This window comes from Streptomyces sp. SD31 (genome assembly GCF_052068475.1).
In the GTDB taxonomy this organism is placed as follows: Bacteria; Actinomycetota; Actinomycetes; order Streptomycetales; family Streptomycetaceae; genus Streptomyces.
The window spans coordinates 195,745-218,190 of the sequence record NZ_JBQHCX010000007.1; the positions used below are offsets into that span (position 1 = coordinate 195,745).

Annotated in this window: 18 protein-coding genes; 7 read left to right on the plus strand and 11 right to left on the minus strand. The window is 72.4% G+C overall.

Annotation, left to right across the window (positions count from 1 at the left end):
* Window positions 1-29 precede the first annotated feature (29 nt).
* The 4 genes from ACTMVF_RS17215 to ACTMVF_RS17230 form a co-directional block, all read right to left on the minus strand.
* Window positions 30-953 (minus strand): sirohydrochlorin chelatase, encoded by a 924-nt coding sequence (locus tag ACTMVF_RS17215; RefSeq protein ID WP_441271912.1) that lies wholly within the window; start codon window positions 951-953, stop codon window positions 30-32.
* 111 nt (window positions 954-1,064) lie between these two features.
* Complete coding sequence (locus ACTMVF_RS17220) at window positions 1,065-2,051, minus strand: N-acetylglucosamine kinase (RefSeq protein WP_441271913.1); 987 nt, start codon at window positions 2,049-2,051, stop codon at window positions 1,065-1,067.
* Entirely contained in the window at window positions 2,048-2,725 is a 678-nt protein-coding gene (locus ACTMVF_RS17225; protein WP_441271914.1) for a uracil-DNA glycosylase, read from the minus strand. The genes ACTMVF_RS17220 and ACTMVF_RS17225 overlap by 4 nt, the downstream gene beginning before the upstream one ends.
* 82 nt (window positions 2,726-2,807) lie before the next feature.
* On the minus strand, window positions 2,808-3,893 hold the full coding sequence (locus ACTMVF_RS17230) for a WD40/YVTN/BNR-like repeat-containing protein (RefSeq protein WP_441271915.1): 1,086 nt from the start codon (window positions 3,891-3,893) through the stop codon (window positions 2,808-2,810).
* A 275-nt stretch (window positions 3,894-4,168) separates the two neighbouring features.
* Here ACTMVF_RS17230 and ACTMVF_RS17235 point away from each other — a divergent pair, with 275 nt between their 5' ends.
* The gene (locus ACTMVF_RS17235; protein ID WP_441271916.1) at window positions 4,169-4,756 is read left to right on the plus strand and encodes an Rv1733c family protein; all 588 of its coding nucleotides are present in this window, start codon (window positions 4,169-4,171) and stop codon (window positions 4,754-4,756) included.
* Between the two features lie 487 nt (window positions 4,757-5,243).
* On the opposite strand, the gene ACTMVF_RS17240 is transcribed toward ACTMVF_RS17235, so the two are convergent.
* Entirely contained in the window at window positions 5,244-6,917 is a 1,674-nt protein-coding gene (locus tag ACTMVF_RS17240) for an acyl-CoA dehydrogenase family protein (RefSeq protein WP_441271917.1), read from the minus strand.
* A gap of 80 nt (window positions 6,918-6,997) precedes the next feature.
* On the opposite strand from ACTMVF_RS17240, the gene ACTMVF_RS17245 reads away from it, so the two are divergent.
* On the plus strand, window positions 6,998-7,789 hold the full coding sequence (locus ACTMVF_RS17245; protein ID WP_441271918.1) for a PaaX family transcriptional regulator C-terminal domain-containing protein: 792 nt from the start codon (window positions 6,998-7,000) through the stop codon (window positions 7,787-7,789).
* Window positions 7,790-7,909: 120 nt separating this feature from the next.
* Here the strand turns inward: ACTMVF_RS17245 and ACTMVF_RS17250 are convergent, their stop codons facing one another.
* Window positions 7,910-8,692, minus strand: coding sequence for a pectate lyase (locus ACTMVF_RS17250; protein ID WP_441271919.1), 783 nt, complete (start codon window positions 8,690-8,692; stop codon window positions 7,910-7,912).
* A gap of 32 nt (window positions 8,693-8,724) precedes the next feature.
* Entirely contained in the window at window positions 8,725-9,705 is a 981-nt protein-coding gene (locus ACTMVF_RS17255) for a pectate lyase family protein (RefSeq protein ID WP_441271920.1), read from the minus strand.
* 250 nt (window positions 9,706-9,955) lie between these two features.
* Here ACTMVF_RS17255 and ACTMVF_RS17260 point away from each other — a divergent pair, with 250 nt between their 5' ends.
* The 3 genes from ACTMVF_RS17260 (at window position 9,956) to ACTMVF_RS17270 (ending at window position 16,631) form a co-directional block, all read left to right on the plus strand.
* On the plus strand, window positions 9,956-10,723 hold the full coding sequence (locus tag ACTMVF_RS17260; RefSeq protein WP_441271921.1) for a non-reducing end alpha-L-arabinofuranosidase family hydrolase: 768 nt from the start codon (window positions 9,956-9,958) through the stop codon (window positions 10,721-10,723).
* Between the two features lie 32 nt (window positions 10,724-10,755).
* Window positions 10,756-12,078, plus strand: coding sequence for an extracellular catalytic domain type 1 short-chain-length polyhydroxyalkanoate depolymerase (locus tag ACTMVF_RS17265; protein WP_441271922.1), 1,323 nt, complete (start codon window positions 10,756-10,758; stop codon window positions 12,076-12,078).
* Between the two features lie 194 nt (window positions 12,079-12,272).
* Window positions 12,273-16,631: an HAD-IC family P-type ATPase gene (locus ACTMVF_RS17270; RefSeq protein WP_441271923.1), complete on the plus strand. Its 4,359-nt coding sequence runs from the start codon at window positions 12,273-12,275 to the stop codon at window positions 16,629-16,631.
* Between the two features lie 106 nt (window positions 16,632-16,737).
* Here ACTMVF_RS17270 and ACTMVF_RS17275 read toward each other — a convergent pair whose 3' ends face one another.
* Complete coding sequence (locus ACTMVF_RS17275) at window positions 16,738-17,817, minus strand: NADH:flavin oxidoreductase/NADH oxidase (RefSeq protein WP_441271924.1); 1,080 nt, start codon at window positions 17,815-17,817, stop codon at window positions 16,738-16,740.
* A 143-nt stretch (window positions 17,818-17,960) separates the two neighbouring features.
* Here ACTMVF_RS17275 and ACTMVF_RS17280 point away from each other — a divergent pair, with 143 nt between their 5' ends.
* On the plus strand, window positions 17,961-18,314 hold the full coding sequence (locus ACTMVF_RS17280; RefSeq protein ID WP_441271925.1) for an ArsR/SmtB family transcription factor: 354 nt from the start codon (window positions 17,961-17,963) through the stop codon (window positions 18,312-18,314).
* Here the strand turns inward: ACTMVF_RS17280 and ACTMVF_RS17285 are convergent.
* Window positions 18,234-19,634: a nucleobase:cation symporter-2 family protein gene (locus tag ACTMVF_RS17285; protein WP_441271926.1), complete on the minus strand. Its 1,401-nt coding sequence runs from the start codon at window positions 19,632-19,634 to the stop codon at window positions 18,234-18,236. The genes ACTMVF_RS17280 and ACTMVF_RS17285 overlap by 81 nt on opposite strands.
* Window positions 19,635-19,740: 106 nt before the next feature.
* Entirely contained in the window at window positions 19,741-21,084 is a 1,344-nt protein-coding gene (locus ACTMVF_RS17290) for an FAD-dependent oxidoreductase (protein ID WP_441272089.1), read from the minus strand.
* Window positions 21,085-21,327: 243 nt separating this feature from the next.
* Between ACTMVF_RS17290 and ACTMVF_RS17295 the strand changes: the two genes are divergently transcribed.
* Complete coding sequence (locus tag ACTMVF_RS17295) at window positions 21,328-21,786, plus strand: DUF6214 family protein (protein WP_441271927.1); 459 nt, start codon at window positions 21,328-21,330, stop codon at window positions 21,784-21,786.
* Window positions 21,787-21,823: 37 nt separating this feature from the next.
* Here ACTMVF_RS17295 and ACTMVF_RS17300 read toward each other — a convergent pair whose 3' ends face one another.
* Complete coding sequence (locus ACTMVF_RS17300; protein WP_441272090.1) at window positions 21,824-22,432, minus strand: DUF305 domain-containing protein; 609 nt, start codon at window positions 22,430-22,432, stop codon at window positions 21,824-21,826.
* Between the last annotated feature and the right edge of the window lie 14 nt (window positions 22,433-22,446).

Below are 22,446 nucleotides of genomic sequence, written 5' to 3' on the forward strand. Positions count from 1 at the left end.
CCTTCGGCGTTACGGCTGTGACGTGCGCGTCAGCGCACCGGCGCGCCCTGCGGCTGCGGCGGGGCGATGCCCAGCGCCGTCGTGTACTTCGACAGGGCGAGCTTCCCGATCGCCGGGTACGGGCCGAGCGGCTCGGCGGCGGAGCAGCCCGCCTCCTGGGCGGCCTGCGCGATCAGGCTCGGGTCGATCTCCGGCCCTATCAGGTACGGCGCCAGCGCCAGCTGCTGCGAGCCCGAGGACCGCAGCTGCTCGGCGACGGCCGTGATCGAACCGTCCTGGTCCAGGGCCGCCGCCATCACCGGCACGGCCAGGCGCGCGGCGAGCAGCATGCCGGTGATCCCGGCCGCCTGCACGGCCTCCTCGCCGCCCACAGAGGCGAGGACGATGCCGTCCGCGGCCGTGGCCACGGTGAACAGCCGGGCACGGTCGGCGCGGGCCAGACCGGCCTCCGACAGCCGCACGTGCAGCGCCTCGGCGAGCAGCGGGTGCGGGCCGAGCACATCGGTGAGGTCGGCCGCGACCCGGCTGTCCATCACGGCCTGGCGGATGACGCGCAGCAGCGCGCTGTCCGGGCCGGCCAGCAGCGGTACGACGACGGCGACGGGGCCCTCCGGCTCCTTGACCTCCACACCTGCGGCGATCGCCTGCTCGTAGCGGGCGATGCGCTCCTCGGCGGCGTGCACGAGCACGGACTGGAGCGTGGGGAACTCCACGTCGTCACCGTCCACGTACCCGATCCGGGCGTCGAGACCGGGGAGCTCGGAGCGGGCGATGCTCACGACCTCCTCGGCCAGGCCGCGGGTGGCGGCGCTCGGCGTGCCCGGCACCGCGAGGACGAGCGCGGGCGCGCCTTCAGGAGCCGCCAGGGGCTCGGGTCGGCGGTGCCGCCCGGGCTGACGAGGTCGCGGCATTCGTACTGGCAGGCCGGACGCGGGCCCAGTGGGGGAGCTCATGGCGACGCATGTTACTGGCTTCTTGGGCTCCCCTGTTCGGGGAGGGTGCAGGTGAGCGGTATCCGTCCGTATTTGTCTGATTGAGTTACGTGCGGTGCGGAAGCGGACGGCCTAGGGGGATGAGTTCCTCTTTCCGGTCACCACGTAGAGCATCGCCTCATCACCCGGAAGGGTGAACGCGTCCGCCGCCAGATCGGTCGCGATACGCACCGCCCCCTGCAACGGATCTCCGACGGCCGGCACCCGCCGCGCGTGCGGCAGCCGCTTCGACAACTCCTCTTCCAACGGTACGAGAAGCGCGGCGCCCATCTTGAACAGGCCGCCGGTGAGCGCTACTTGGGGGTCTCCGGCGGTGGGGCAGACGGCGGCCGCCGATTCGGCCATGTGCCGTGCGGCGGTCCGCACGATCTCCGCGGCCACCGGGTCGACGTCGGCGCAGCCGGCCACGTGGGGGGCGAAGGAGGCGAGGACGGCGGGACGGTCCGGGCGTGGATAGAGCCTGCCGGGCAGCCCTCGCACCGGGCCGAACAACTCCTCGGCGTGGGCCAGCAGCCCGGCCGACCCGCCGGGCCGCCCGTCGTGCGCGCGCAGCGCCGCCTCCAGCCCGGCCCGCCCGATCCAGGCACCGCTGCCGCAGTCGCCGAGCAGATGCCCCCAGCCGTCCGCGCGGCGCCAGCCCGTCAGGTCGGTGCCGATCGCGATCAGCCCCGTACCGGCGGCGACCACGGCACCGGGCCGGGGCCCGAGGGCGCCGACATAGGCGGTGACGGCATCGGCGACCAGGGCGAGGCGTCCGATGCCGAACTCCCGCTCCAGTGCGGCGGGCAGCTCGGCGCGCAGTCCGTCGCCCAGGGTGGCGAGCCCGGCGGCACCGACCACGGCCGCCGCCAGCTGAACGACACCGGCCTCGGCCACCAACGCCCGAACCATGGGCACCAGTTGCTCCATCAGATGCCCGGCGTCGATGCCCCGCTCGCCGGTTCGCACGGGCTCGCCGGACTCCCACCGGGCCAGCGCCCCCTGGGCGACGGTGCCGACGACGACGCGCATCCCGGACCCTCCGGAGTCGACGGCGAGGAACCCGGAGGCCTCGGTCACGGCAGGCGCCAGTCCACCGGCTGTCCTCCCTGTCGGATCAGCAGGTCGTTGGCCCGGCTGAACGGCCGGGAGCCGAAGAAGCCGCGGTCGGCGGACATGGGGGAGGGGTGGGCGGACTCCACCGACGGGAGGTTGCCGAGGAGAGGGCGGAGGTTGCGGGCGTCGCGGCCCCAGAGCACGGACACCAGCGGCTTACCGCGGGCGGCGAGCGCACGTATGGCCTGTTCGGTGACCTCCTCCCACCCCTTGCCGCGATGGGCGGCCGGCTTGCGCGGGGCCGTAGTGAGCGCCCTGTTGAGCAGCAGCACGCCCTGCTGGGTCCACGGCGTCAGATCGCCGTTGGACGGCTGCGGCAGCCCCAGGTCCGTGTGCAACTCCCGGTAGATGTTGATGAGGCTGCCGGGGAGCGGACGCACGTCGGGCGCGACCGAGAACGACAGCCCCACGGCATGTCCCGGTGTCGGATACGGGTCCTGTCCGACGATCAGGACCCGTACGTCGTCGAAGGGCTGCTGGAAGGCCCGCAGGACGTTCGGCCCGGCCGGCAGATAGGTGCGTCCCGCGGCGATCTCCGCGCGCAGGAAGTCGCCCATCGCGGCGATCCGATCGGCAACGGGCTCCAAGGCCTTCGCCCAGCCCGCCTCGAGGATTTCATGCAAGGGTCGTGGTGCCACGGCCGTCACCCTACTGCCGTACCGGCAGCCGTGATCAACCGGTGGCCAAGGGCGGCCCGTAAGCCCCGGCGCCTCGGACGGCTCATGCGATTACCGCGGCCCGCACGCACAGCACGTCCGGCAGGTGCGACGTCAGCTGCCGCCAGCTGTCGCCGTCGTCGGCCGACGCGAACACCTCGCCGTTGCGGTTGCCGAAGTACACGCCTGCCGGGTCCGCGTCGTCCGTGCACATCGCGTCGCGCAGCACCGTGCCGTAGTGGTCCTCCTGCGGCAGCCCCGCCGACAGCGGCTCCCAGCTCTTGCCCGCGTCCGCCGTACGGAAGACACGACATCGGCGGTCGGCGGGCACGCGGTCGGAGTCGGCGTTGATCGGGAAGACGTACGCCGTCTCGCCGCGGTGGGGGTGTGCGGCCGCCGCGAAGCCGAACGTGGACGGCAGGCCCTCGCCGATGTCCGTCCAGTGCGCGCCCGCGTCGTCGCTGCGGTACACGCCCCAGTGGTTCTGCAGATAGAGACGGTCCGAAGTCGCCGCGTCCTGTGCGATCTTGTGCACGCACTGGCCGAACTCCGGGTTCGGATCCGGCAGGAACACCGCGGAGACACCGGAGTTGGAAGGAACCCAGCTCGCTCCGCCGTCGGTCGTCTTGAAGACGCCGGCCGTCGAGACGGCGACCGTCACGGCCCGGGGATCGCGCTTGTCGGTGATCACGGTGTGCAGGCCCTCACCGCCGCCGCCCGGCACCCACTTCGACCGGGTCGGGTGCTCCCACAGCGGGCGGATCAGCTCGAAGGTCTCACCGCGGTCCTCCGAGCGGTACAGCGCGGCCGGCTCCGTGCCCGCGTACACCACGTCCGGTTCCGCTGCCGCCGGGTGCAGCTGCCACACCCGCTCCAGGGAAGCGTCCGTGTCCTTCGGGAACTTGACGGCCGGCCGGGCCGGTTCGGTCCATGTGCGGCCCAGGTCGTCGGAGTGGAACACGGACGGGCCCCAGTGCGCGCTGTCGCCGCCCGCCAGCAGCCGCGGACGCTCGCCCCGCGTGTCGATGGCGACCGAGTACACGGCCTGGGCGTTGAAGTAGGGACTCTCGTCGAACTCCCAGGTGCCACCTCGCCTCCGCCCGATGAACAGCCCCTTGCGCGTGCCCACGGCGAGCAGTACCTCGGTCATGCCGATCACCTCCGCGACGTCTTTGTCTCAGGTACCGGCCAGTCTGCACCCCGGCACTGACAGTCACCCCTGGAAAGGTCTACGTCGCAGGTCAGGGCGGCGAGGATAGCTCGCCGCGGCGGACTGCGGGGCGCTTTCGCGAGACGCCCGCGGGGACCGCGTGACCCGTGCCACGGTCGTCTCCCGGTACGTGCCGTGAGCATCCGTCTGCCGTCTCCCGTATGGGAGGGAGGTGGGTCCGGCAGGTTCGCGCGCTCATGAGGAGGAAGCCTTCGATGGCGTTCCGTGGTCCGAAGGTGTGGCTGTGGCGGTGGCGGCGCAATCCGCTCAAGCGCCGGGCCGACGCGGTGGAGGCCTGGGTGCTGCTCGCCGCCTGGGCGCTCACCGTCCTCGCCGGAGTGCTCGCCGGCCTGACGACGGCCGGCACGGTGGAGCGGGGGATGGCCCGGGAGCGCGTCGAGTGGCGCCCCGTCGTCGCCCTGCTCACCGAGCGGGCGCCGGGCACGACCGAGGTGCGCTCCGGTACGTCGAGCGGCGCGAGCGTGTGGGCGAAGGTCCGCTGGAGCGCGCAAGACGGTTCCGCGCACACCGGACAGGCCCGCGTCCGGCCCGGCAGCGGCGTCGGCACGCCGGTCACCGTCTGGACGGACCCCCAGGGCCGCCTGGTGACCCAGCCCGCCACCGCCTCCGAGGCCCGCACCCGGGCCACTCTGGTCGGCGGCCTCGCGGGCGTCTGCGCCGCATGCGTACCTTTCGTCGCCGGGCGCGCCCTCCGCAGCCGCCTGGAGAGCCGGCGCATCGACCGGTGGGGCTACGAGTGGGCACGGTTCGGCCCGCTGTGGGGCGGGCGGACGACGGGGTGACGGCTGTACGAGGGGTCGGCGAAGGGGCGTGGCTGCCGCGCCCGTGGAAAGGCGTGGCCGTCCCGCCCGTCGGATCGCGCCGCCCTGCCCTCGGATCGCGCCGCACGGCGTCTCGGTGGCGCCGGGTAGGACACCCCGCGGCCCGGCCCGCCAAGGACGCGGTGGCCTCGGCCGCGCACGAGACGGTCGGCAGCCCCGAGTTGGCGGCGGCCACGAGCCGGACGAGACCCTCCCGTAGCGTCCGTCCCCGCGCATCTGCGCGTCTTCGCGCCTGCCCGGGGACTCGCGTCAGCGCACCGGGAAGTCGGGGTCCAGGGTGATCAGGGCCCTGACACGGGCCGGCTGTCGCCCACGACTGCCCACGACCACCCCCTGACCGCCGAGGACCCAGTGACACACAGGCCATGTCCGACCAGGCGGTGGCCCGGTCCGCGGACCCGGCCAGCCGGCCGCGCGCCCCCGGAGCGAGCCCGGCGATGCCGCCGTCTCACGCCCCAACCGGCAGCGCTCGCCCCAAAATCCCGTCCACATCGGCGGCGTCCGACAGCGTCCCGAACGCGTGCCCCCAGTCGCCGCCGAGCCGGCTCGCGCAGAAGGCGTCGGCAACCGCGGCGGGGGCGTGCCGGACCAGGAGGGAGGCCTGGAGGGTCAGGGCCATCTGCTCGACCAGACGGCGGGCCCCGGCCTCGGAACCGGCCGCAAGCAAGCCCTTCAGACGGGTGACGGCCGCATCCAGCCGGACGTCCGCCCCCTGCGCCAGGGCGAGTTCGGCGAAGAGGACCTCGACAGTGGCCGGCTCCCTGCTCAACGCCCGCAGCACGTCGAGGGCGTTGACGTTCCCCGAGCCCTCCCAGATCGACAGCAGGGGAGCCTCGCGGTAGTGGCGGGGCATGCCCGACTCCTCGACGTAGCCGTTGCCGCCGAGGCACTCCAGGGCCTCCGCGGTGAAGGCGGGCCCCCGCTTGGTGACCCAGTACTTGCCGACGGCGGTGGCGATCCGGCGGAACGCCGCCTCGGCCCCGTCCACGTCGTCCCCGCGCACCGCCCGGTCGGCCGCGCCGGCCAGCCGCAGCGTGAGGGTCGTGGCGGCCTCGGACTCCACCGCCAGGTCGGCCAGCACGTTGCGCATCAGTGGCTGGTCGATCAGCCGCGCCCCGAAGGCGCTGCGGTGCCGTACATGGTGCCCCGCCTCGACGAGCGTCTTGCGCATCAGCGTCGCCGACGACATCACGCAGTCCAGCCGGGTGCAGTTGACCATCTCGATGATCGTCTTGACGCCCCGCCCCTCGGGCCCCACCAGCCAGGCCACGGTCCCGTCGAACTCGGGCTCGGAGGAGGCGTTGGAGCGGTTGCCCAGCTTGTCCTTCAGGCGCTGGATGCGGAAGGTGTTGCGGCTGCCGTCGGGCAGGACGCGCGGCACGAGGAAGCAGGACAGGCCGCCGGGAGCGTGCGCCAGCACCAGGAAGACGTCGCACATGGGCGCCGAGGTGAACCACTTGTGCCCGCGCAGGGTGTACACGCCGGGCTCGGCGGTCGGCGTCGCCGTCGTGGTGTTCGTACGGACGTCGGAGCCGCCCTGCTTCTCGGTCATCCCCATGCCCGCCAGCAGACCCCGCTTCTCGGTCGGGACGCGCAGCTCCGGGTCGTACTCCCGGCTGGTCAGCAGGGGTTCGTAGACCTTGGCCAGCTCGGGCTGCCGACGCAGCACGGGGACGGCGGCGTACGTCATCGACGTCGGGCAGCCGTGCCCCGCCTCGGTGTGCCCCCACACCAGCCCGCCGGCCGTCCGGGCGACATGGGCGCCGGGCCGCTCGTCCGCCCAGGGCGCCCCCGCCAGCCCCTCGGCGACGGCGACCCGCATCAGATGGTGCCAGCTCGGATGGAACTCGACCTCGTCGACGCGATGGCCGTACCGGTCGTGGGTACGCAGCTCGGGCTCGTGCCGGTTGGCCAACTCGCCCCACTCCTGCGCCTCGGCGCTCCCGGCCCGCAGGCCGAGCCGCCGGATGTCCTCCTCGGCCCACCCGGCGCCCTCACGGCGCAGACCTTCGAGCAGGGCCGTGTCCTCGGAGGCGTCGTACGGGGCCAGAGGAGGGGGCTGGTTGGTGACGTCGTGGGTGACGTACTGCCCGGACAGCTCCTGCGCGGGTATCGAGACCATGCCACCAGTGTTGCATTGAGGCTGCGGCCGTAGCAATGCTGTAATACGTCACCGTCACCCTGCCACGTACAGTCGTCGCCATGCCGAACAACGGATCACCGCAGGCCGACGAGGTGGAACTGCGCCCGCTGTCCGCCCGGTCGGTCGTCCTGAGCCTGCTGCTGGGGCTGCATCCTCCCCAGCTGCCGGTGAAGGACCTGGTGCGCAGTGTGGAGCCGTTCGGGATCGCGGGATCCACCCTGCGGGCCGCGCTCAGCCGGATGGTGGCGGCCGGTGACCTGCGGCGCGCGGACACGGTCTACCGGCTCAGCGACCGGCTGCTGGAACGCCAGCGGCGGCAGGACGACGCCGTTCACCCCGAGACCGTGCCCTGGGGCGGCGACTGGGAGATGGTCGTGGTCACGGCGACGGGCCGCGGCCCCGCCGAACGCGCGGAACTGCGCAACGAGTTGACCCGGCTCCGGCTTGCGGAGCTGCGTGAGGGTGTCTGGCTGCGGCCGGCCAACCTGCTGCGCCCCCTGCCGGACGGTCTCGGCCAGGTCGCCGAGCGCTGTACGGCCCGCCCCGACCGCCCCGCGCGCGAGCTGGCCGCGCGCCTGTGGCCGCTGGACACGTGGGCCGGCACGGGACGCGCCCTGCTCGACCATGTCGCCCGTGCGCGGCACCCGTCCGATCACTTCACCGCCTTCGCGGCCGTCGTGCGGCACCTGCTCGCCGACCCGGTGCTGCCGCCCGAGCTCCTTCCGGCCGACTGGCCCGGTGAGCGGCTGCGGGCGGCGTACGCGGACTACCGGCGGGAGTTGGCAGGGGAGGCACGCGCGCGTGACGGCCGGGAGGCAGCCGAGGACGTACGCGCGCGTGGCCGCCGCTAGCCGACCGCGGCCGTACGCGCGCGTAGCCGCCGGCAATGACGCGGCGGCCGTCCGAAGCGCCGTGCGGGGGGCGCTTCGAACGACCGCCTTCACCGTGGGGGGTTTGCCTGCGGCTGTCGGCTACCTGTAGGTGATGTCCGACGTGGAGTACCGGCAGTTCGTGCTGTCCGGACCCGTACCCACGGCCGTGGTGTTGTTGTACTTCTGGCAGGGGATGACCTTGCGGCTCGCGTCGTTGAGGATCGTGATGCCGCGCAGGGTCGCCACGTCGCCCCGGTTGACGTTGATGCCGACGAGGCGGGCGGTGGAGCCCGTGCCGGTCACCTCGATGTTGCTGAGGTTGACCTTGCGCGTGTACTGCGTGGAGCAGTCACCGCACGAGCGGTACAGCGTCTTGAACTCGCTGACGGCGAAGTTGGAGATGTTCACCGTGCCGGGCCCGTTGTGCTGGAAGACCTTGTCGGCCGCCTTCTTCGCGCCTCCGCCGATCACGTTGTACGTCGTGCCGCCCCGGAAGGTGGCGGCGTCCTCGCCGACGTCCTCCCACCACACGTTCTGCAGCGTGCAGTTGCCCTCGCAGTGGATGCCGTCCGCGCCGGGCGCGCCGATGATGACGTTCTTCAGGGTCGCGCCGGCCGCGAGCTTGAAGATCGGGTCCTGGCCCTCCTCCTGGCCGTCACCGGCCAGGGCCCCGGTGCCGTAGAACCGCTTCATGCCGTAGTCCTTGGTGCCGGACACGGAGATGGTGGAGGAGGTTCCCTGGCTGCCGTTGGGCGTCGGCCAGGTGGCGGCGCTCGCCGGCGGTACTCCGATTGTCGTGATCATGACAGACGAGAGTCCGAGTGCGGCCAGGCCGCCGGTCAGTGCGCGCCGGCGGGCGCGGGGCTTTGCTGGTGAAGTCATGTCCCGGATGCCTTCTTCCAGTTGGGGGGTGGTCAGATCTTTCCGGTGCCCGCGCCGGACGTCACCGAGGCGACGACGGTGGACGCGGACTCGGCGGTGTAGCTGTAGGGCGGCGTGGTGAAGGTGCCGGCCCGGGAGATCTCGGTCGCGGCTCCGCCGAGATCGTTGCCGCGCAGATTGGCGTAGCCGTCCACGTCACTGCTGCGGTTCGTGGTGACGGCGATCTTGGTGTCGCGGAAGACGTTGTTCTCCACGAGCATCTGGGCGCCCATGCGCGAGTGGCAGGCGGTGTCCGCGCCGGCCACGTAGTTGTTGTAGAAGTGCCCGGTGCCGAAGCGCAGACTGGGGATGCGCGAGTAGACGTTGCTGAAGTGGTTGTGGTGGTACGTCACCTTCAGGTGCCCGGTGTCCTCGCTCGCGTTGTTGTCGCTGTGGCCGACGAGCGAGCCCTTGAAGTGGTCCTTGAAGGTGTTCCAGGACACCGTGACGTTGTCCGAGCCGTGGTTGATGTCCAGCAGCCCGTCGTAGTGGTCCTTGTCGTGATCGCGGTCGGCCGAGAAGGAGTTGTGGTCGATCCACACCTTCGTCGACGCCTGGACCGTGATGCCGTCGGACGGCGCCACCGGCTTGCTGATGTTCAGGTTGCGGACCACGACGTTCGTGACGTTCTTCAGCCGCAGCCCGCCCCCGGTGAACCCCGACGACGAACCGACGCCCAGGACCGTGGTGTTGGAGCCGACGTCGACCTGACCGCTCAGCGAGATCAGTCCGTTGACCCGGACGACCTTGGCCGAGTTGCCGGTGACGGCGGTCTTGAAGGCGGCCAGCGTCGAAACCGTCACCGCCGAGGCGCTGCCGCCGCCGGTCGTCCCGGCACCGAACCCGACCGGTGAGGTCTCGGCGGCCCCGGCGGGCTGCGGCAGGACGAGGACGGCGGCGGTGGCGAGAGCGGCTGCGGCCACCGTCACCAGCGCGGTTCTTTGCGGGCGTGCACGTGGGGGGAGAGTGCGCATGCGGGTGCGTCCCTTCGGAAGGACTTACTCGATCATGTACGTGAACGGTGTGCGTGATGCAGAACGCCGCGCGCGGGCAGGGTGACCGTGTGGGGGTGTGGCGGTGCGGCTCGGTCAGCCTGCTGAACGGAACGTAAAGGGCAAGCGCTTTCTGGTCAACGCTTTGCGCAAAAGAATCCAGTCAGCCCTGGTGGGAGGTAAGGGCTCTCTTCGCGCCTGCCGTGGGAGCGCTTCCATGATGAGCGTGTCCATGCCACGATGCCCTCCGGATGCTGTCCCTGCGAGAGGGCGAGGCCATGCCGACTCCACATATGCGTACGTTGATCAGCGCGGTGGTGCTCACTCTGCCGGCCTTCGGTGTCGTGGCCGTATCCCCGGACCGTGCCGCCGCCGGCAGCTCACGGGCGGACCGGGCCGGACCGCTGGCTTCGGCGCCGAGCCGCCGATCGTCACGGAGAACAAGGGCCCGGGCGGCCGGCTCGACCACTGGGTCATCTGCGACGACACCGACTGCCATCTGTTCTCCTCCGACGGCAACGGCCACGAGTACCGCTCGCGCACCACGGTCGCCGAGTTCCCGAACGGCTTCCGCGACACGACCGTCGTCCTGTCCGAGCCGAACCGATTCGACCTCTTCGAGGGGAGCAACGTCTACCGTCTCGGCAGCAGCGGCAAGTACCTCATGCTCGTCGAGGCGCCGGCGACCGGCTCCGACTGGCGGCGCTGCTTCCGCGCCTGGACGGCCGACAGCCTGGGCGGCGCCCGGACACCGCTGGCCGAGACCGAGGCCAACCCCTTCATCCGGTCCACCAACGTGACGTTCGGGCCGGGACAGCCCGCGTGGACCACGGACTTCAGCCACGGCGAGATGATCCGCGACGGCGTCGACCAGACCCTCACTATCAACCCCTGCCGGCTTCGCTTCCTCTACCAGGTGATGGACCCCGCCGCCGACGGCGACTACTCCCAACTCCCCTGGAAGCTCGGCCTGGTGACCCAGACCAACAGCTCCTGTTGACCGGTACAGACAGCGCCAGAAGGGACAAGGACGTGCCCACTCCCACCGGCACCACCGTGAGAAGACCGCTCCAGGCGTTACTCGTGGCCCTCGCGGCCCTCCTGCCGCTGCTCGCGGCACTGCTCGTCACCGCCCCCGCGGCCGCCGCCCGCACCGAGGCCGCCGACGTGGTACCCACCGCGACGCTCACCGAGGTCACCGACTTCGGCGCCAACCCCAGCAACCTGCGCATGTACCTGTACGTGCCGGACAGCGTCACCGCGAACCCGGCCGTCCTGGTGGCCGTGCACTGGTGCACCGGCTCCGGCCCGGACATGTACCACGGCACCGAGTACGACACGCTCGCCGACCAGTACGGCTTCATCGTGCTCTACCCGTCCGTCACCCGCAGCAGCAAGTGCTTCGACGTCTCCTCGCCGCAGGCGCTCAAGCGCGACGGCGGCAGCGACCCCGTCGGCATCAAGTCCATGGTCGACTGGGTCACCCGCACCTACGACGCCGACACCGGCCGCGTCTTCGCCACCGGCATCTCCTCCGGCGCGATGATGACCAACGTCCTGCTCGGCGACTACCCCGACGTGTTCGCCGCGGGCGCCGCCTTCTCGGGCGTCCCCTTCGGCTGCTTCGCCACCACCGACGGCTCCGAGTGGAACAGCGCCTGCGCGAACGGCACCGTGACGCACACCCCGCAGGAGTGGGGAGCCCTCGTGCGGGGCGCCTACCCCGGTTACACCGGCCCCCGCCCGCGCATGCAGCTGTGGCACGGCACCGAGGACGACGTCCTGCGCTACCCCAACTTCGGGGAGATGATCAAGCAGTGGACGAACGTCCACGGCGTCAGCCAGACCCCGGCCGCCACGGACACGCCCCAGTCCGGCTGGACCCGCACCCGCTACGGCGGCACCGGTGACCGGGCCCCCGTCGAGGCGATCAGCCTCCAGGGCGTCGGCCACAATCTCTACAGCCAGGGCATGGCGGCCCGGGCGCTCACCTTCTTCGGCCTCGACAGCGGCGGCCCCGCACCCCAGCCCCAGCCCGGCACCTGCAAGGTGAGCGCCACCACCAACGCCTGGAACACGGGCCTGACCGCATCCGTGACGCTCACCAACACGAGCACGACGGCGATCAACGGCTGGCAGCTCGGCTTCACCCTGCCCGCCGGCCAGACGATCACCAACGGCTGGGGAGCCACGTACACCCCGTCCTCCGGCGCGGTGACGGCGACCAGCGCCTCCTACAACGCGGCGCTCGCACCAGGAGCGAGCGTCAGCATCGGCTACCAGGCGAACCACACCGGCAACAGCGCGGCGCCGGGCGCCTTCACGCTCAACGGGACGGCCTGCACGACAGGTTGATCTGCGCGGACCGCTGTGGGCCGGGGCCAGGAGCCTTCGGCCCTCGCGATCCGCCCGCCACACGCGCTCAGCCCTCGCCGTGGGTGCCCCGGGAAGGTGTCCGGGGCACCTGCGGGCGGATGACATGCCGTTTTGCGGGAACCCGGGCCCCACGAAAGGCGATGTCACCGTTTACGACCGGCCGAGGGCGAGCGATGGTTCTGGGACTCCTCACACGCACAGTCACACGTCCGGCGGCCGCCGCGGCCGGACTGGTCGCGGCGGGCCCCCGGCTACTCGCCAGAGGAGCGGCCCCCGCGGTGGGGGCCGCCGCGGGGGCGGTGGCAGGGACGGCCCGGGCAGGCGTACGGGGCGCCGACTCCGCGGCGCGGGTCGTGCGGGTCGCCCGCAACACCCTGCCCTTGCGCCCGCACCCCTGGCGGTCCGGCACCCGGATCCACCTCGCACTGCGGCCCGCGGCACCGGACCGCGTACGGCGGGAGGGCGGGACGGAACGCGTGGCGCGCCGGGTCGCCGCAGCGCTGCTGGAGCGGCCCGACGTGGCCCTCGCCTACTGGGACGGCGGCCTTGGCCGACTGGTGGTGACCGCCGTCGAGGAGTCCGTCAGCGACCGGGTGGTGGAGAAGGCGTCCGAGATCGCGGCCCGGCACGGCCTGGCCCAGACGGATGAGGCGGTGGAGGAGATCCCGCACCCGGCCGACCCCGCCGGAGTGCGGGCGGCCGCCGCGACACTCGCCGCCGACGGCATCGGCATCGCGGCCGCGTTCATCGGATACTGGCTGCGCCTGCCGACCACGCCAAGGGCGGTGACCGCGCTGGTGACGCTGGCGCGGGAGAACCCGCGCTTCCGGGGCTGGCTGCGCGCGCGGCTCGGCCGTACGCGCATGGATCTGGTGCTGGCCGTCGTCAACGCGGCCGTCCACGGCGCCGGCCGGACCCCGACCGCTCTGGTGCTGGACGGTTCGCTGCGCTCGCTGCAGCTGGCGGACACGGTGGCCCGCGCGGCCGCCTTCGACATGGTCCACGACGAGATCTGTGTGCCCGAGCGGTGCAGCGTGGCCGGAGGCCACTGCCCGCGCCCGCCGCTGCGCACCTCCCCGGCCCAGGAGTACGCGGCGCACGCCGAGACCGGCAGCCTCGTGGGCGCCGTGGCCACGCTGCTGGTCAAGCACGACGGCACCGAGGCGGCCGAGGCCGTGCTCGCGGGCTCCCCCAAGGCCGCCCGCTACGGGCCCGCCGCCTTCCACGCCGTACTGAGCTGCGCGCTGTCCCGTACGGGCGTCCTGGTGCGGGACCCCGAGCGGCTGCGGCAGCTGGAGATGGCCGACACGATCGTGCTGCACCCGAGCGCGCTGCGCACCCACGGTGCAGGGGCGGACCCATGGGCGGAGACCGTGCTGGACGCGGCCCGGCGGGCGGGTCTGCGCGTCGTGATGGTGGACGATCCCGCCCTGGCCGATTTCACGAACCTCGCCGACCAGGTGGTGAGCGACGAGCGGTCGCTGAGCGACGTGGTGAACGCGTTGCGCGCCGACGACGGCGTGGTCGTCACGGTCGCCCGGCCGGGGGCGGGCGACGAGGACGTCTTCGACGGGCTGCTCACCGGCGATGTGGCCGTCGCCCTCACCGACGGCGACGGTGCCCTCGTCTGGGGGGCGGACGTGCTGGCCCCGCACGGTCTGGCCGACGTGTGGCGGCTGCTGCGGGCGGTCCCGGCCGCTCGCGGGGTGGGCCGCAGGTCGCAGGTCCTGGCGCGGTCCGGGGCCGCCCTCTCCGGGCTCCTGGTGGCCATCGGCCAGTCCCAGCGTGGCCGCCGTACGCCCTGGCCCGGGCTCCGTCACACGCCGGTGGACGTGAGCGCGGCATGGGCCTTGCTGACCGGCGTGCGAGCGGCCCTGGGCGTGGCGGTGGCCCGGGCCCCGCACCCCCGTCCGCGCGTGGCCTGGCACGAACTGGAGCCCACCGAGGTCCGCGACCGGCTGGAGCACGAACACGAGGCGGAGCCGGAGCCGACCCTGCCCGAGCAGGTCACCGACCGTGCGCGCAGGACGATCAGCGCGCTGGGCGAGAAGCGCGCGCTGGCACCGGTGAGCGGACCGCTGCGGCTCGCCCGGGCCGTGCGTGGCGAACTCGACGACCCCCTCACCCCTGTCCTGGCCGTCGGCTCGGCAGCCGAGGCGATCCTCGGCTCCGTCGTGGACGCCCTGCTGGTCGTCGGCGCGCTCGACCTGAACGCGCTGGTCGGCGGTATTCAGCGGATGCGGGCCGAGCGGGCGCTGTCCGGGCTGCTGGCGAAGCAGAAGCGCAAGGCACGCGTCACGACCGACGAACCGGAGCCCGAGCCGCATCTCGTGGACGCCGCCAAGCTCCATCCGGGCGATCTGATCGAGCTCCGGGCCGACGACGTGGTGCCCGCCGACGCCCGTCTGGTGTGGACGGACGGCCTGGAGGTGGACGAGTCCGCGCTCACCGGGGAGTCCCTGGCCGCCGACAAGGGGACCGACCCGACGCCGGACGCGGCCGTGCCGGACCGCCGCTGCATGGTGTTCGAAGGTACGACCGTGGTGGCCGGGCACGCCCGGGCCGTCGTGGTGGACACCGGGGACCGGACGGAGGCCGCCCGGGCCGTGGCCCTCGCCTCCCGCAAGCCGCCGTCCGCCGGAGTCCAGGCCAGGCTGCGGGAACTCACCGACAAGGCCCTGCCGTTGACCCTCGCGGGCGGCGCCGGGGTGACCGCCCTGTCGCTGCTGCGCGGCACGCCGATCCGCCGTGCGGTGAGCGGCGGAGTGGCGGTGGCCGTGGCCGCCGTCCCCGAGGGGCTGCCGCTGGTGGCGACCGTGGCACAGCTGGCGGCGGCCCGTCGGCTGAGCCGCCGTGGAGTCCTCGTCCGGGCGCCGCGCACCCTGGAGGCGCTCGGCCGGATGGACACCATCTGCTTCGACAAGACCGGCACCCTCACCGAGAACCGGCTGCGCCTGGTGCGCGTGACCGACGCCGACGGCACGGTCCGCAAGCCGGACGAGGCCGATGCCACCCTGCGGGTCGCGGCCCGCGCCTGCCCGCAGCTCAACGGCGGCTCCGACCGGCCCGTGCACGCCACCGACGAGGCCGTACTCGACGCGGCGGGCCCCGACCCGGAGTGGACCCAGACCGAGGGCCTGCCCTTCGAGGCCGGCCGGGGCTACGCCGCCGCCGTCGGCCGGGCCGAGGACGGCCGCCCGGTACTCGTGGTCAAGGGCGCCCCCGAGACGGTGCTGCCCGCCTGCGCCGGCCTGCCGTCGTCGGCGCCGGAGACGGCGCAGAAGCTGGCCGGCGACGGACTGCGCGTCCTCGCGGTGGCCCGGCGCCCCCTGGACGCCGCGGACGAGGCGGCGGACGTCCTGGAACAGCCCCTGCAGGAGCTGGAGTTCACCGGCCTGCTCGCCCTCGCCGACGTCGCGCGCGACACGTCCCCGGCCCTCGTCGAGGGCCTGCGCAAGGCGGGCGTACGCCCTGTCATGCTGACCGGCGACCATCCGCAGACCGCCCGCGCGATCGCCGCGGAACTGGGCTGGCCCGAGGACACCGGCGTGGTCACGGGCGACGAGCTGGCGTCCGCGGACCGGGAGGAACGCGCCCGGCTGCTGCGTGACATGGGGGTGGTGGCCCGGGTCGCCCCCGAGCAGAAACTCCAGGTCATCGAGGCGCTGAGGGACGCCGGCCGGGTGGTCGGCATGGTCGGCGACGGCGCCAACGACGCCGCGGCCATCCGGGCCGCCGACATCGGCGTCGGCATCAGCGCCCGCGGCTCCGCGGCCGCCCGCAACGCGGCCGACCTCGTCCTCACCGACGGTGATCTCACGGTCCTCATCGAGGCCGTCGCCGAGGGCCGGGCCCTGTGGCACAGCGTCGCCGACGCCATCGCCATCCTGATCGGCGGCAACGCGGGCGAGGTCGGCTTCGGCCTCCTCGGCACCCTCCTGTCGGGCGCGTCGCCCCTGTCCACCCGCCAGATGCTGCTGGTCAACCTGTTCACGGACCTGTTCCCGGCCATGGCGGTGGCGGTGACGCCGAAGGAAGAGGGCAGCGAGCCGGGCGGGGACGGTCACGCCGCCCCCGAGGGCACCGAGCCCGGCCAACGCGCCCCCGCCACGCCCGAAGGCACCGAACCCCTCGGCACCTCCCTCCTCGGCGCGCCCCTGATCCGCAAGATCCGGCACCGCGCCCTGACCACCACCATGGGCGCCACGTCCGCCTGGCTGATCGGCCGCTTCACCCCTGGCACCGCCCGCCGCTCGACCACGATGGCCCTGTGCGCGGTGGTCGGCACGCAGCTCGCGCAGACCCTGGCCGACCGCCGGGGCAGCCCGCTGGTCCAAGCCACCGCCCTCGGCTCCGCGGCCGCCCTCTTCGTCCTGGTCGAGACGCCCGGCCTCAGCCACGTCTTCGGCTGTACGCCCCTCGGTCCCCTCGCCTGGACGGGCGTCGCGGCGTCGATCGCGCTCGCGGTGACGGGCCAGCGGGCCGTGCCGTACCTGGAACGGGCCTTCATGCGGCATCTGCCCACGGGATGATCTCGACCGAGGCGAGTGTGCCCACCCAGGGGCGCGGGGAGCTGCGCGACCAGCCACCAACAAACGGCAGCCGCGAGACGAGACAAGCCCCCCGACGAGTAGGCGCTCAAACGGACCGATGGTACTGATCCGGCACGTGCACATCCCCGCCCAGCTCCCGCGCCGCGTGCCGGGCCCACGACGGACTGCGCAGCAACTCCCGGCCGAGCAGCACCGCGTCCGCCTCCCCGTTGGCGAGGATCTTCTCCGCCTGCTCGGCCTCGGTGATCAGCCCCACCGCGGCGACCGGCAACGTCGTCTCGGCCTTCACCCGCGCGGCGAAGGGCACCTGGTAGCCCGGGCCGACGGGGATGCGGGCGCCGGAGGCGTTGCCGCCGGAGGAGACGTCGAGCAGGTCGATGCCGTGGGCCTGGAGGTCGGCGGCGAAGCGGACCGTGTCGTCGGCGGTCCAGCCGTCCTCGTCCAGCCAGTCGGTCGCCGAGATACGGAAGAACAGCGGCTTGTCGTCCGGCCACACCTCCCGTACGGCGTCCACGACCTGGAGCGCGAAACGGGTGCGGTTCTCGTACGAGCCGCCGTACTCGTCGGTGCGGTGGTTGGCGTACGGGGAGAGGAACTCGCTGATCAGATAGCCGTGGGCGCCGTGGATCTCGGCGACCTCGAATCCGGCGGCGAGGGCACGGCGCGCGGCGTCCGCGAACTGCCCCACGATCTCCTGGATCCCGGCGACCGTCAGCTCGGTCGGCACCGGGTGTCCGTCGGCGAACGGGAGCGCGCTCGGCGCCACCGGCTGCCACCCGTGCGCGTCCGGCCCCACCGGCGCACCGCCCCGCCAGGGCTGGTCGGTGGATCCCTTGCGGCCGGCGTGTCCCAGCTGGATGCCGGGCACCGTGCCCTGCGACACCAGGAAGTCCGTGATCCGGCGGAGCGCCTCGACCTGGGTGTCGTTCCAGATGCCCAGGTCGTACGGGGTGATCCGACCCTCGGGGCTGACCCCCGTGGCCTCGACGATGATCAGCCCGGTGCCGCCGGCCGCGCGGGCCGCGTAGTGCGCGAAGTGCCAGTCGTTGGGAACGCCCATGTCGGGGCCCTGCGGTGCGGCCGAGTACTGGCACATCGGGGGCATCCACACCCGGTTCGGGATCGTCACGTCGCGCAGGGTGTAGGTCTCGAAGAGCGCACTCACGGCTCACTCCATTCGTCGCGGGGACCAGCGGTCGTTCGTACGATAGGCACCGTAGTACGGGAAACGTCAAACTACGAGGGTTCTCGTACAAGAATTACGAGGCTTCTCGTACAATGAGGGAAGTCGAGTGAAGTGGAGCCGCCGTGACCAGCCCCGCTCTCAGCAGTCGAGACCTCCCGCACCCCGCGCGCGAGGAGATCCGTCTGGAAGCCGTGCTGCACGCGCTCTCCGACCCGATGCGGCTGCAGATCGTGCGAGAGCTCGCCGCCGTCGGCGACGAGCTCTCCTGTTCGCACTTCGATCTGCCCGTGACCAAATCCACCACCACGCATCACTTCCGGGTGCTGCGCGAGAGCGGTGTGCTCCAGCAGGTCTACCGGGGTACGGCCAAGATGAACGGCCTGCGCAAGGACGACCTAGACAGCCTCTTCCCGGGACTCCTCGACCGCCTTCTCGACGCCGCCGCCCGCCAGGCCGTCCGCCTCGGCGGCGCCTGAAGCGGCCTTTGAACCGGTCTTCGCGGGCAGGTGGTTGAAGAGCAGGTTCAGGGTGATCGCCGTCAGACAGCCCGCGCTGATCCCGCTGTTCATCACCGTCTGGAACCAGTCCGGGAACTTCGCGTAGACCGTCGGCACGCCGACCGGCAGCACCCCCATGGCCACGGAAACGGCCACCACCGTCAGGTTGTTGTTGCCCTTGAAGTCCACCTGGGCGAGGGTCCTGAGCCCGCTCGCCGCCACCGTCCCGAACATCACCAGACCCGCACCGCCCAGCACCGGCGCCGGTATCGCCGCCACCACCGCGCCCAGCTTGGGCAGCAGACCGAGCAGGACGAGGATGCCGCCGGCGGTGGCCACCACCCAGCGGCTGCGCACGCGGGTCATGCCGACGAGGCCCACGTTCTGCGCATACGCCGTGTACGGGAAGGTGTTGAAGACGCCGCCCAGCACGGTCGACAGCCCGTCGGCGCGCAGCCCGTCCGAGAGGGAACGCGGCGAGACCTTGCGGTCCGTCATCTCACCGACCGCGATGAAGTCACCGGTCGTCTCGGTCATGCACACCAGCGCCACCACCAGCATCGACACGATCGCCGAGAACTCGAAGGTGGGCGCCCCGAAGTGGAACGGCGTGCTGACCCCGACCCAGTCCGCGTCCCCGACCCCGGCGAAGTCCGTGAACCCGAACGGCACGGCCATCGCGAGCCCGACCGCGATGCCGATCAGCACGGCGATCCGGCTCAGGAACTCCGGCGCGAACCGCTGCACACCGAGCACCACCGCGAGCACGAAGGCGGCCAGCGCGAGGTTCTTCGGCTCCCCGAAGTCGGGTGAACCGACGCCGCCGGCCGCCCAGTTGCCTGCCACCGGCAGCAGTGAGAGGCCGATGATCAGGATCACGGTGCCGGTGACGAGGGGCGGGAAGAAGCGCAGCAGCTTCCCGAAGACCGGCGCCAGCAGCACGATCGCGAGCCCCGCGACGATCACCGAGCCGTAGATCGCGGGCAGTCCGCCGCCCGTCGTACCGATCAGCACCATCGGCGACACGGCGGCGAACGTACAGCCCTGCATGATCGGCAGCCGCACGCCGAAACGCCAGAAACCGATGCACTGGATGAGGGTCGCTATGCCGCACACCAGCAGGTCGGCGGTGATCAGGTACGCCAGGTCGGCGGGCGGGAGTTTCATCGCGCCGCCGACGATGAGCGGGACGGCCACGGCACCTGCGTACATCGCGAGGACGTGTTGAAGGCCGAAGGCGGCGAGTTGGCCGGCCGGGGGTACTTGGTCGACGGGGTGCACAGGGGTCGTTTGGGGCATGTCCGAGACCGTAGGCGTCTTGAACAGTTTGTTGATTTCGGTGCTGTTGCTGCTTTGTTTCCCGCCGCAGGACGTATGCGGTTGCTCGCGCAGTTCCCCGCGCCCCTTAAGGGGCGCTGCCGTACGCGGCAGCCAGCAGTGACTCCCAGTCGGGGAGCTTCACCACACCCCTGCCGAGCGACGCACCCAGCTCCGCCTCCGCCCGTTCGATCGCGCACCAACCCGCCCACTCGACCGGCTCGATGCCCTCGGTGCGCAGTGCCGTGAGCGGGTCCTCGGGCACTTCCTTGCGTACGAGCGCGGAGGTGTCCTCCAGGAGCGACGTCACCGTCTCCTTCGCGCACGGACGGTTGGTGCCGATGACGCCCGTGGGGCCCCGCTTGATCCAGCCCGCCACGTACTCGCCCGGCGCCACCGCGCCCTCGCGCAGCACACGTCCGGCGAGATGCGGCACCGTGCCGGTCGCCGGGTCGAACGGCAGGCCTTCGAGGGGCACTCCGCGATAGCCCACCGAACGCAGCACCAGTTGCGCCTCGATGTCCTCGTACCGGCCCGTGCCCGTCACGCCCCCCTGTCCGTCGGGCGCCGTCCGCTCGAAGCGCACCGCGCCCACGCGACCCTCGTCGGCGAGGACTTCGACGGGGCGCAGGAAGAAGCGCAGCCGGATGTGGTGGCCGGCGTCCTGTGCCGGGGCCTCGGCCCAGCCGCGCAGCACCTCCACGTTGCGGCGTTGTGGGGCGGGCAGGCCGGAGGGGTCGGCGTACGCCGGATCCAGCGCCAGCTCCGCCGGATCCACGGTCACTTCCGTGTCGGGCAGGGTGCCCAGCTCCCGCAGCTCCTTGGTGGTGAAGCGGGCCTGCGAGGGGCCGCGCCGCCCGACCATGCTGATGTTCCGCACCCGGCTCGCGGCGAGGGCGTTGAGTGCCGCCTGCGGCATGTCGGTGGGGCTCAGCTCCGCCGTGCCCCGCGCCAGCATCCGCGTGACGTCCACCGCGACGTTGCCGACGCCGATGACCACCGCCGAGCGCGCGCCGAGGACGAACCCGTCGTCGACGGCGTCCGGATGGGCGCTGTACCAGGACACGAACTCGGTCGCCGACCAGCTGCCCGGCAGGTCCTCGCCGGGAATCCCGAGGTGCCGGTCGGTCGCGGCGCCCACGCAGTACACGACCGCGTGGTACAGCTCCCGCAGCCGGTCGATCGGCACCCCGCCGGGTCCGACCTGGACGCCGCCGAGGAAGCGCACCCGCTCGTGCTCCAGGACCGTGCGCAGGTTGTTCTGGAGGGACTTGATCTTCTCGTGGTCCGGCGCCACTCCGTACCGCACCAAGCCGTACGGGCACGGCAGCCGGTCCAGGACGTCGACGAGCACGTCCGGATCCTGCTGTACGAGGCCCTGAGCGGTGTAGCACCCGCTCGGGCCGGAACCGACGACGGCGACACGCAGCACCACGGCGGAACTCCTTGTCCGAGGGGTCTTCGGGGATCTTCGGGGACCTTCCGGGATCTTCGGGGGATCTTCAGGAGTCGCTCTCGAGTCCAGCATCGCACCGCGGCCGCTCCGCTGACAGGGTGCTGTGCGCCGGACGGGAAGCGTGTTCGTTCGTATGGAGTGTGATCATGAGGTTACGTTGCGTGTGTGCTGGAAGCATCCTTTCTTAATCTTTCCGATCGCTCTGCGACCGACGGCGCCGTGTGCGTGTGGCCCGCGTGGGAAGTGCGGGACGACGCCGGAGCCACGGCGTGGTTCGGGGTCCGGCTGGAGTTCGGTGACGGCGCCCGGGTCGAGGCACTCGCCGTGGTGTGCGAGGGGTGCGTCTCCATCGAGGACGTACGGGCCGAGCCGGCGCTGTCCCTCGACGACCTGACATCGCTCGCCGACTGGATCGAGGCTCCGCTCTTCGACGCGGTCGGGATCGGCAATGAGCCCGACCGCGAGGACCTCGGCCCGAGCCCGGACCGGACGGTCTGGCCGGGGGGCGTCGAGGGGCAGTGGCTCGTCGCGCAGAAATACCGCGCGGCGCAGGAGGAGGGCACCGACCCCGTCCTCGCGGTGATGAGCGCGACGGGACACGGCCGCCGCAAGTCACTCCGGCTGATCGGCCAGGCGCGCGACGCGGGCTTCCTGACCCGGCGCCGCGCCCGCCGCTGAGCGCGGCCGCTGCAGCGGACCACGAAGGCCGGGTCCGTCAGAGCATGTCCCGCATCCGCGTGATCTCGCTCGTCTGCTGAGCGACCACCTCGTCGGCCATCTCCTCGATCTGGATGTTGTTGCCCTGCCCCTTCACATCCGTGGCCATGGTGATCGCCCCGTCGTGATGGGTGATCATCAGCGTCAGGAAAAGCTGGTCGAACGCCTTCCCCCGCGCGGCGCGCAGCTTCGCCAGCTGAGCCTCGGTCGCCATCCCGGGCATCGAGGCGTGATCATGACCGTCGCTCTGGTCGGCCTTCTCGGACTTGCCGTGCTTCTTCAGCCAGCCCTTCATGGCGGTGATCTCCGGACCCTGCGCGGCGGCGATCCGCTCGGCGAGAGCCTTGACCTTCGCCGACTCGGCACGGTCCGGGGCGAGTTCGGTCATCGCCAGGGCCTGGATGTGGTGCTCGACCATCATTCGCGCGTAGGCGACGTCCGCCGAGTTGGGGGAGTCGTCCTCGGCGCGCTGCCGTGCGGCCTCCTCGGCGGACATCTTCCGGTTCGCCTCGCCGGGCTTGCCCGGCACGATCACCGAAGGCCCGCTCTCCTGGGCCGACTTGGCGTCGGAGTCGGAGTCGGAGTCGCAGCCGCCGAGCACGAGCATGGCCAGGGCGGCCA

What these genes read in the sequence shown, in the direction of transcription:
- ACTMVF_RS17215 (WP_441271912.1), bottom strand. Translation starts at nt 953, where the DNA reads ATGAGCTCCCCCACTGGGCCCGCGTCCGGCCTGCCAGTACGAATGCCG.
- ACTMVF_RS17230 (WP_441271915.1), bottom strand. Translation starts at nt 3,893, where the DNA reads ATGACCGAGGTACTGCTCGCCGTGGGCACGCGCAAGGGGCTGTTCATC.
- ACTMVF_RS17235 (WP_441271916.1), top strand. Translation starts at nt 4,169, where the DNA reads ATGGCGTTCCGTGGTCCGAAGGTGTGGCTGTGGCGGTGGCGGCGCAAT.
- ACTMVF_RS17240 (WP_441271917.1), bottom strand. Translation starts at nt 6,917, where the DNA reads ATGGTCTCGATACCCGCGCAGGAGCTGTCCGGGCAGTACGTCACCCAC.
- ACTMVF_RS17245 (WP_441271918.1), top strand. Translation starts at nt 6,998, where the DNA reads ATGCCGAACAACGGATCACCGCAGGCCGACGAGGTGGAACTGCGCCCG.
- ACTMVF_RS17250 (WP_441271919.1), bottom strand. Translation starts at nt 8,692, where the DNA reads ATGACTTCACCAGCAAAGCCCCGCGCCCGCCGGCGCGCACTGACCGGC.
- ACTMVF_RS17255 (WP_441271920.1), bottom strand. Translation starts at nt 9,705, where the DNA reads ATGCGCACTCTCCCCCCACGTGCACGCCCGCAAAGAACCGCGCTGGTG.
- ACTMVF_RS17260 (WP_441271921.1), top strand. Translation starts at nt 9,956, where the DNA reads ATGCCACGATGCCCTCCGGATGCTGTCCCTGCGAGAGGGCGAGGCCAT.
- ACTMVF_RS17270 (WP_441271923.1), top strand. Translation starts at nt 12,273, where the DNA reads ATGGTTCTGGGACTCCTCACACGCACAGTCACACGTCCGGCGGCCGCC.
- ACTMVF_RS17285 (WP_441271926.1), bottom strand. Translation starts at nt 19,634, where the DNA reads ATGCCCCAAACGACCCCTGTGCACCCCGTCGACCAAGTACCCCCGGCC.
- ACTMVF_RS17300 (WP_441272090.1), bottom strand. Translation starts at nt 22,432, where the DNA reads ATGCTCGTGCTCGGCGGCTGCGACTCCGACTCCGACTCCGACGCCAAG.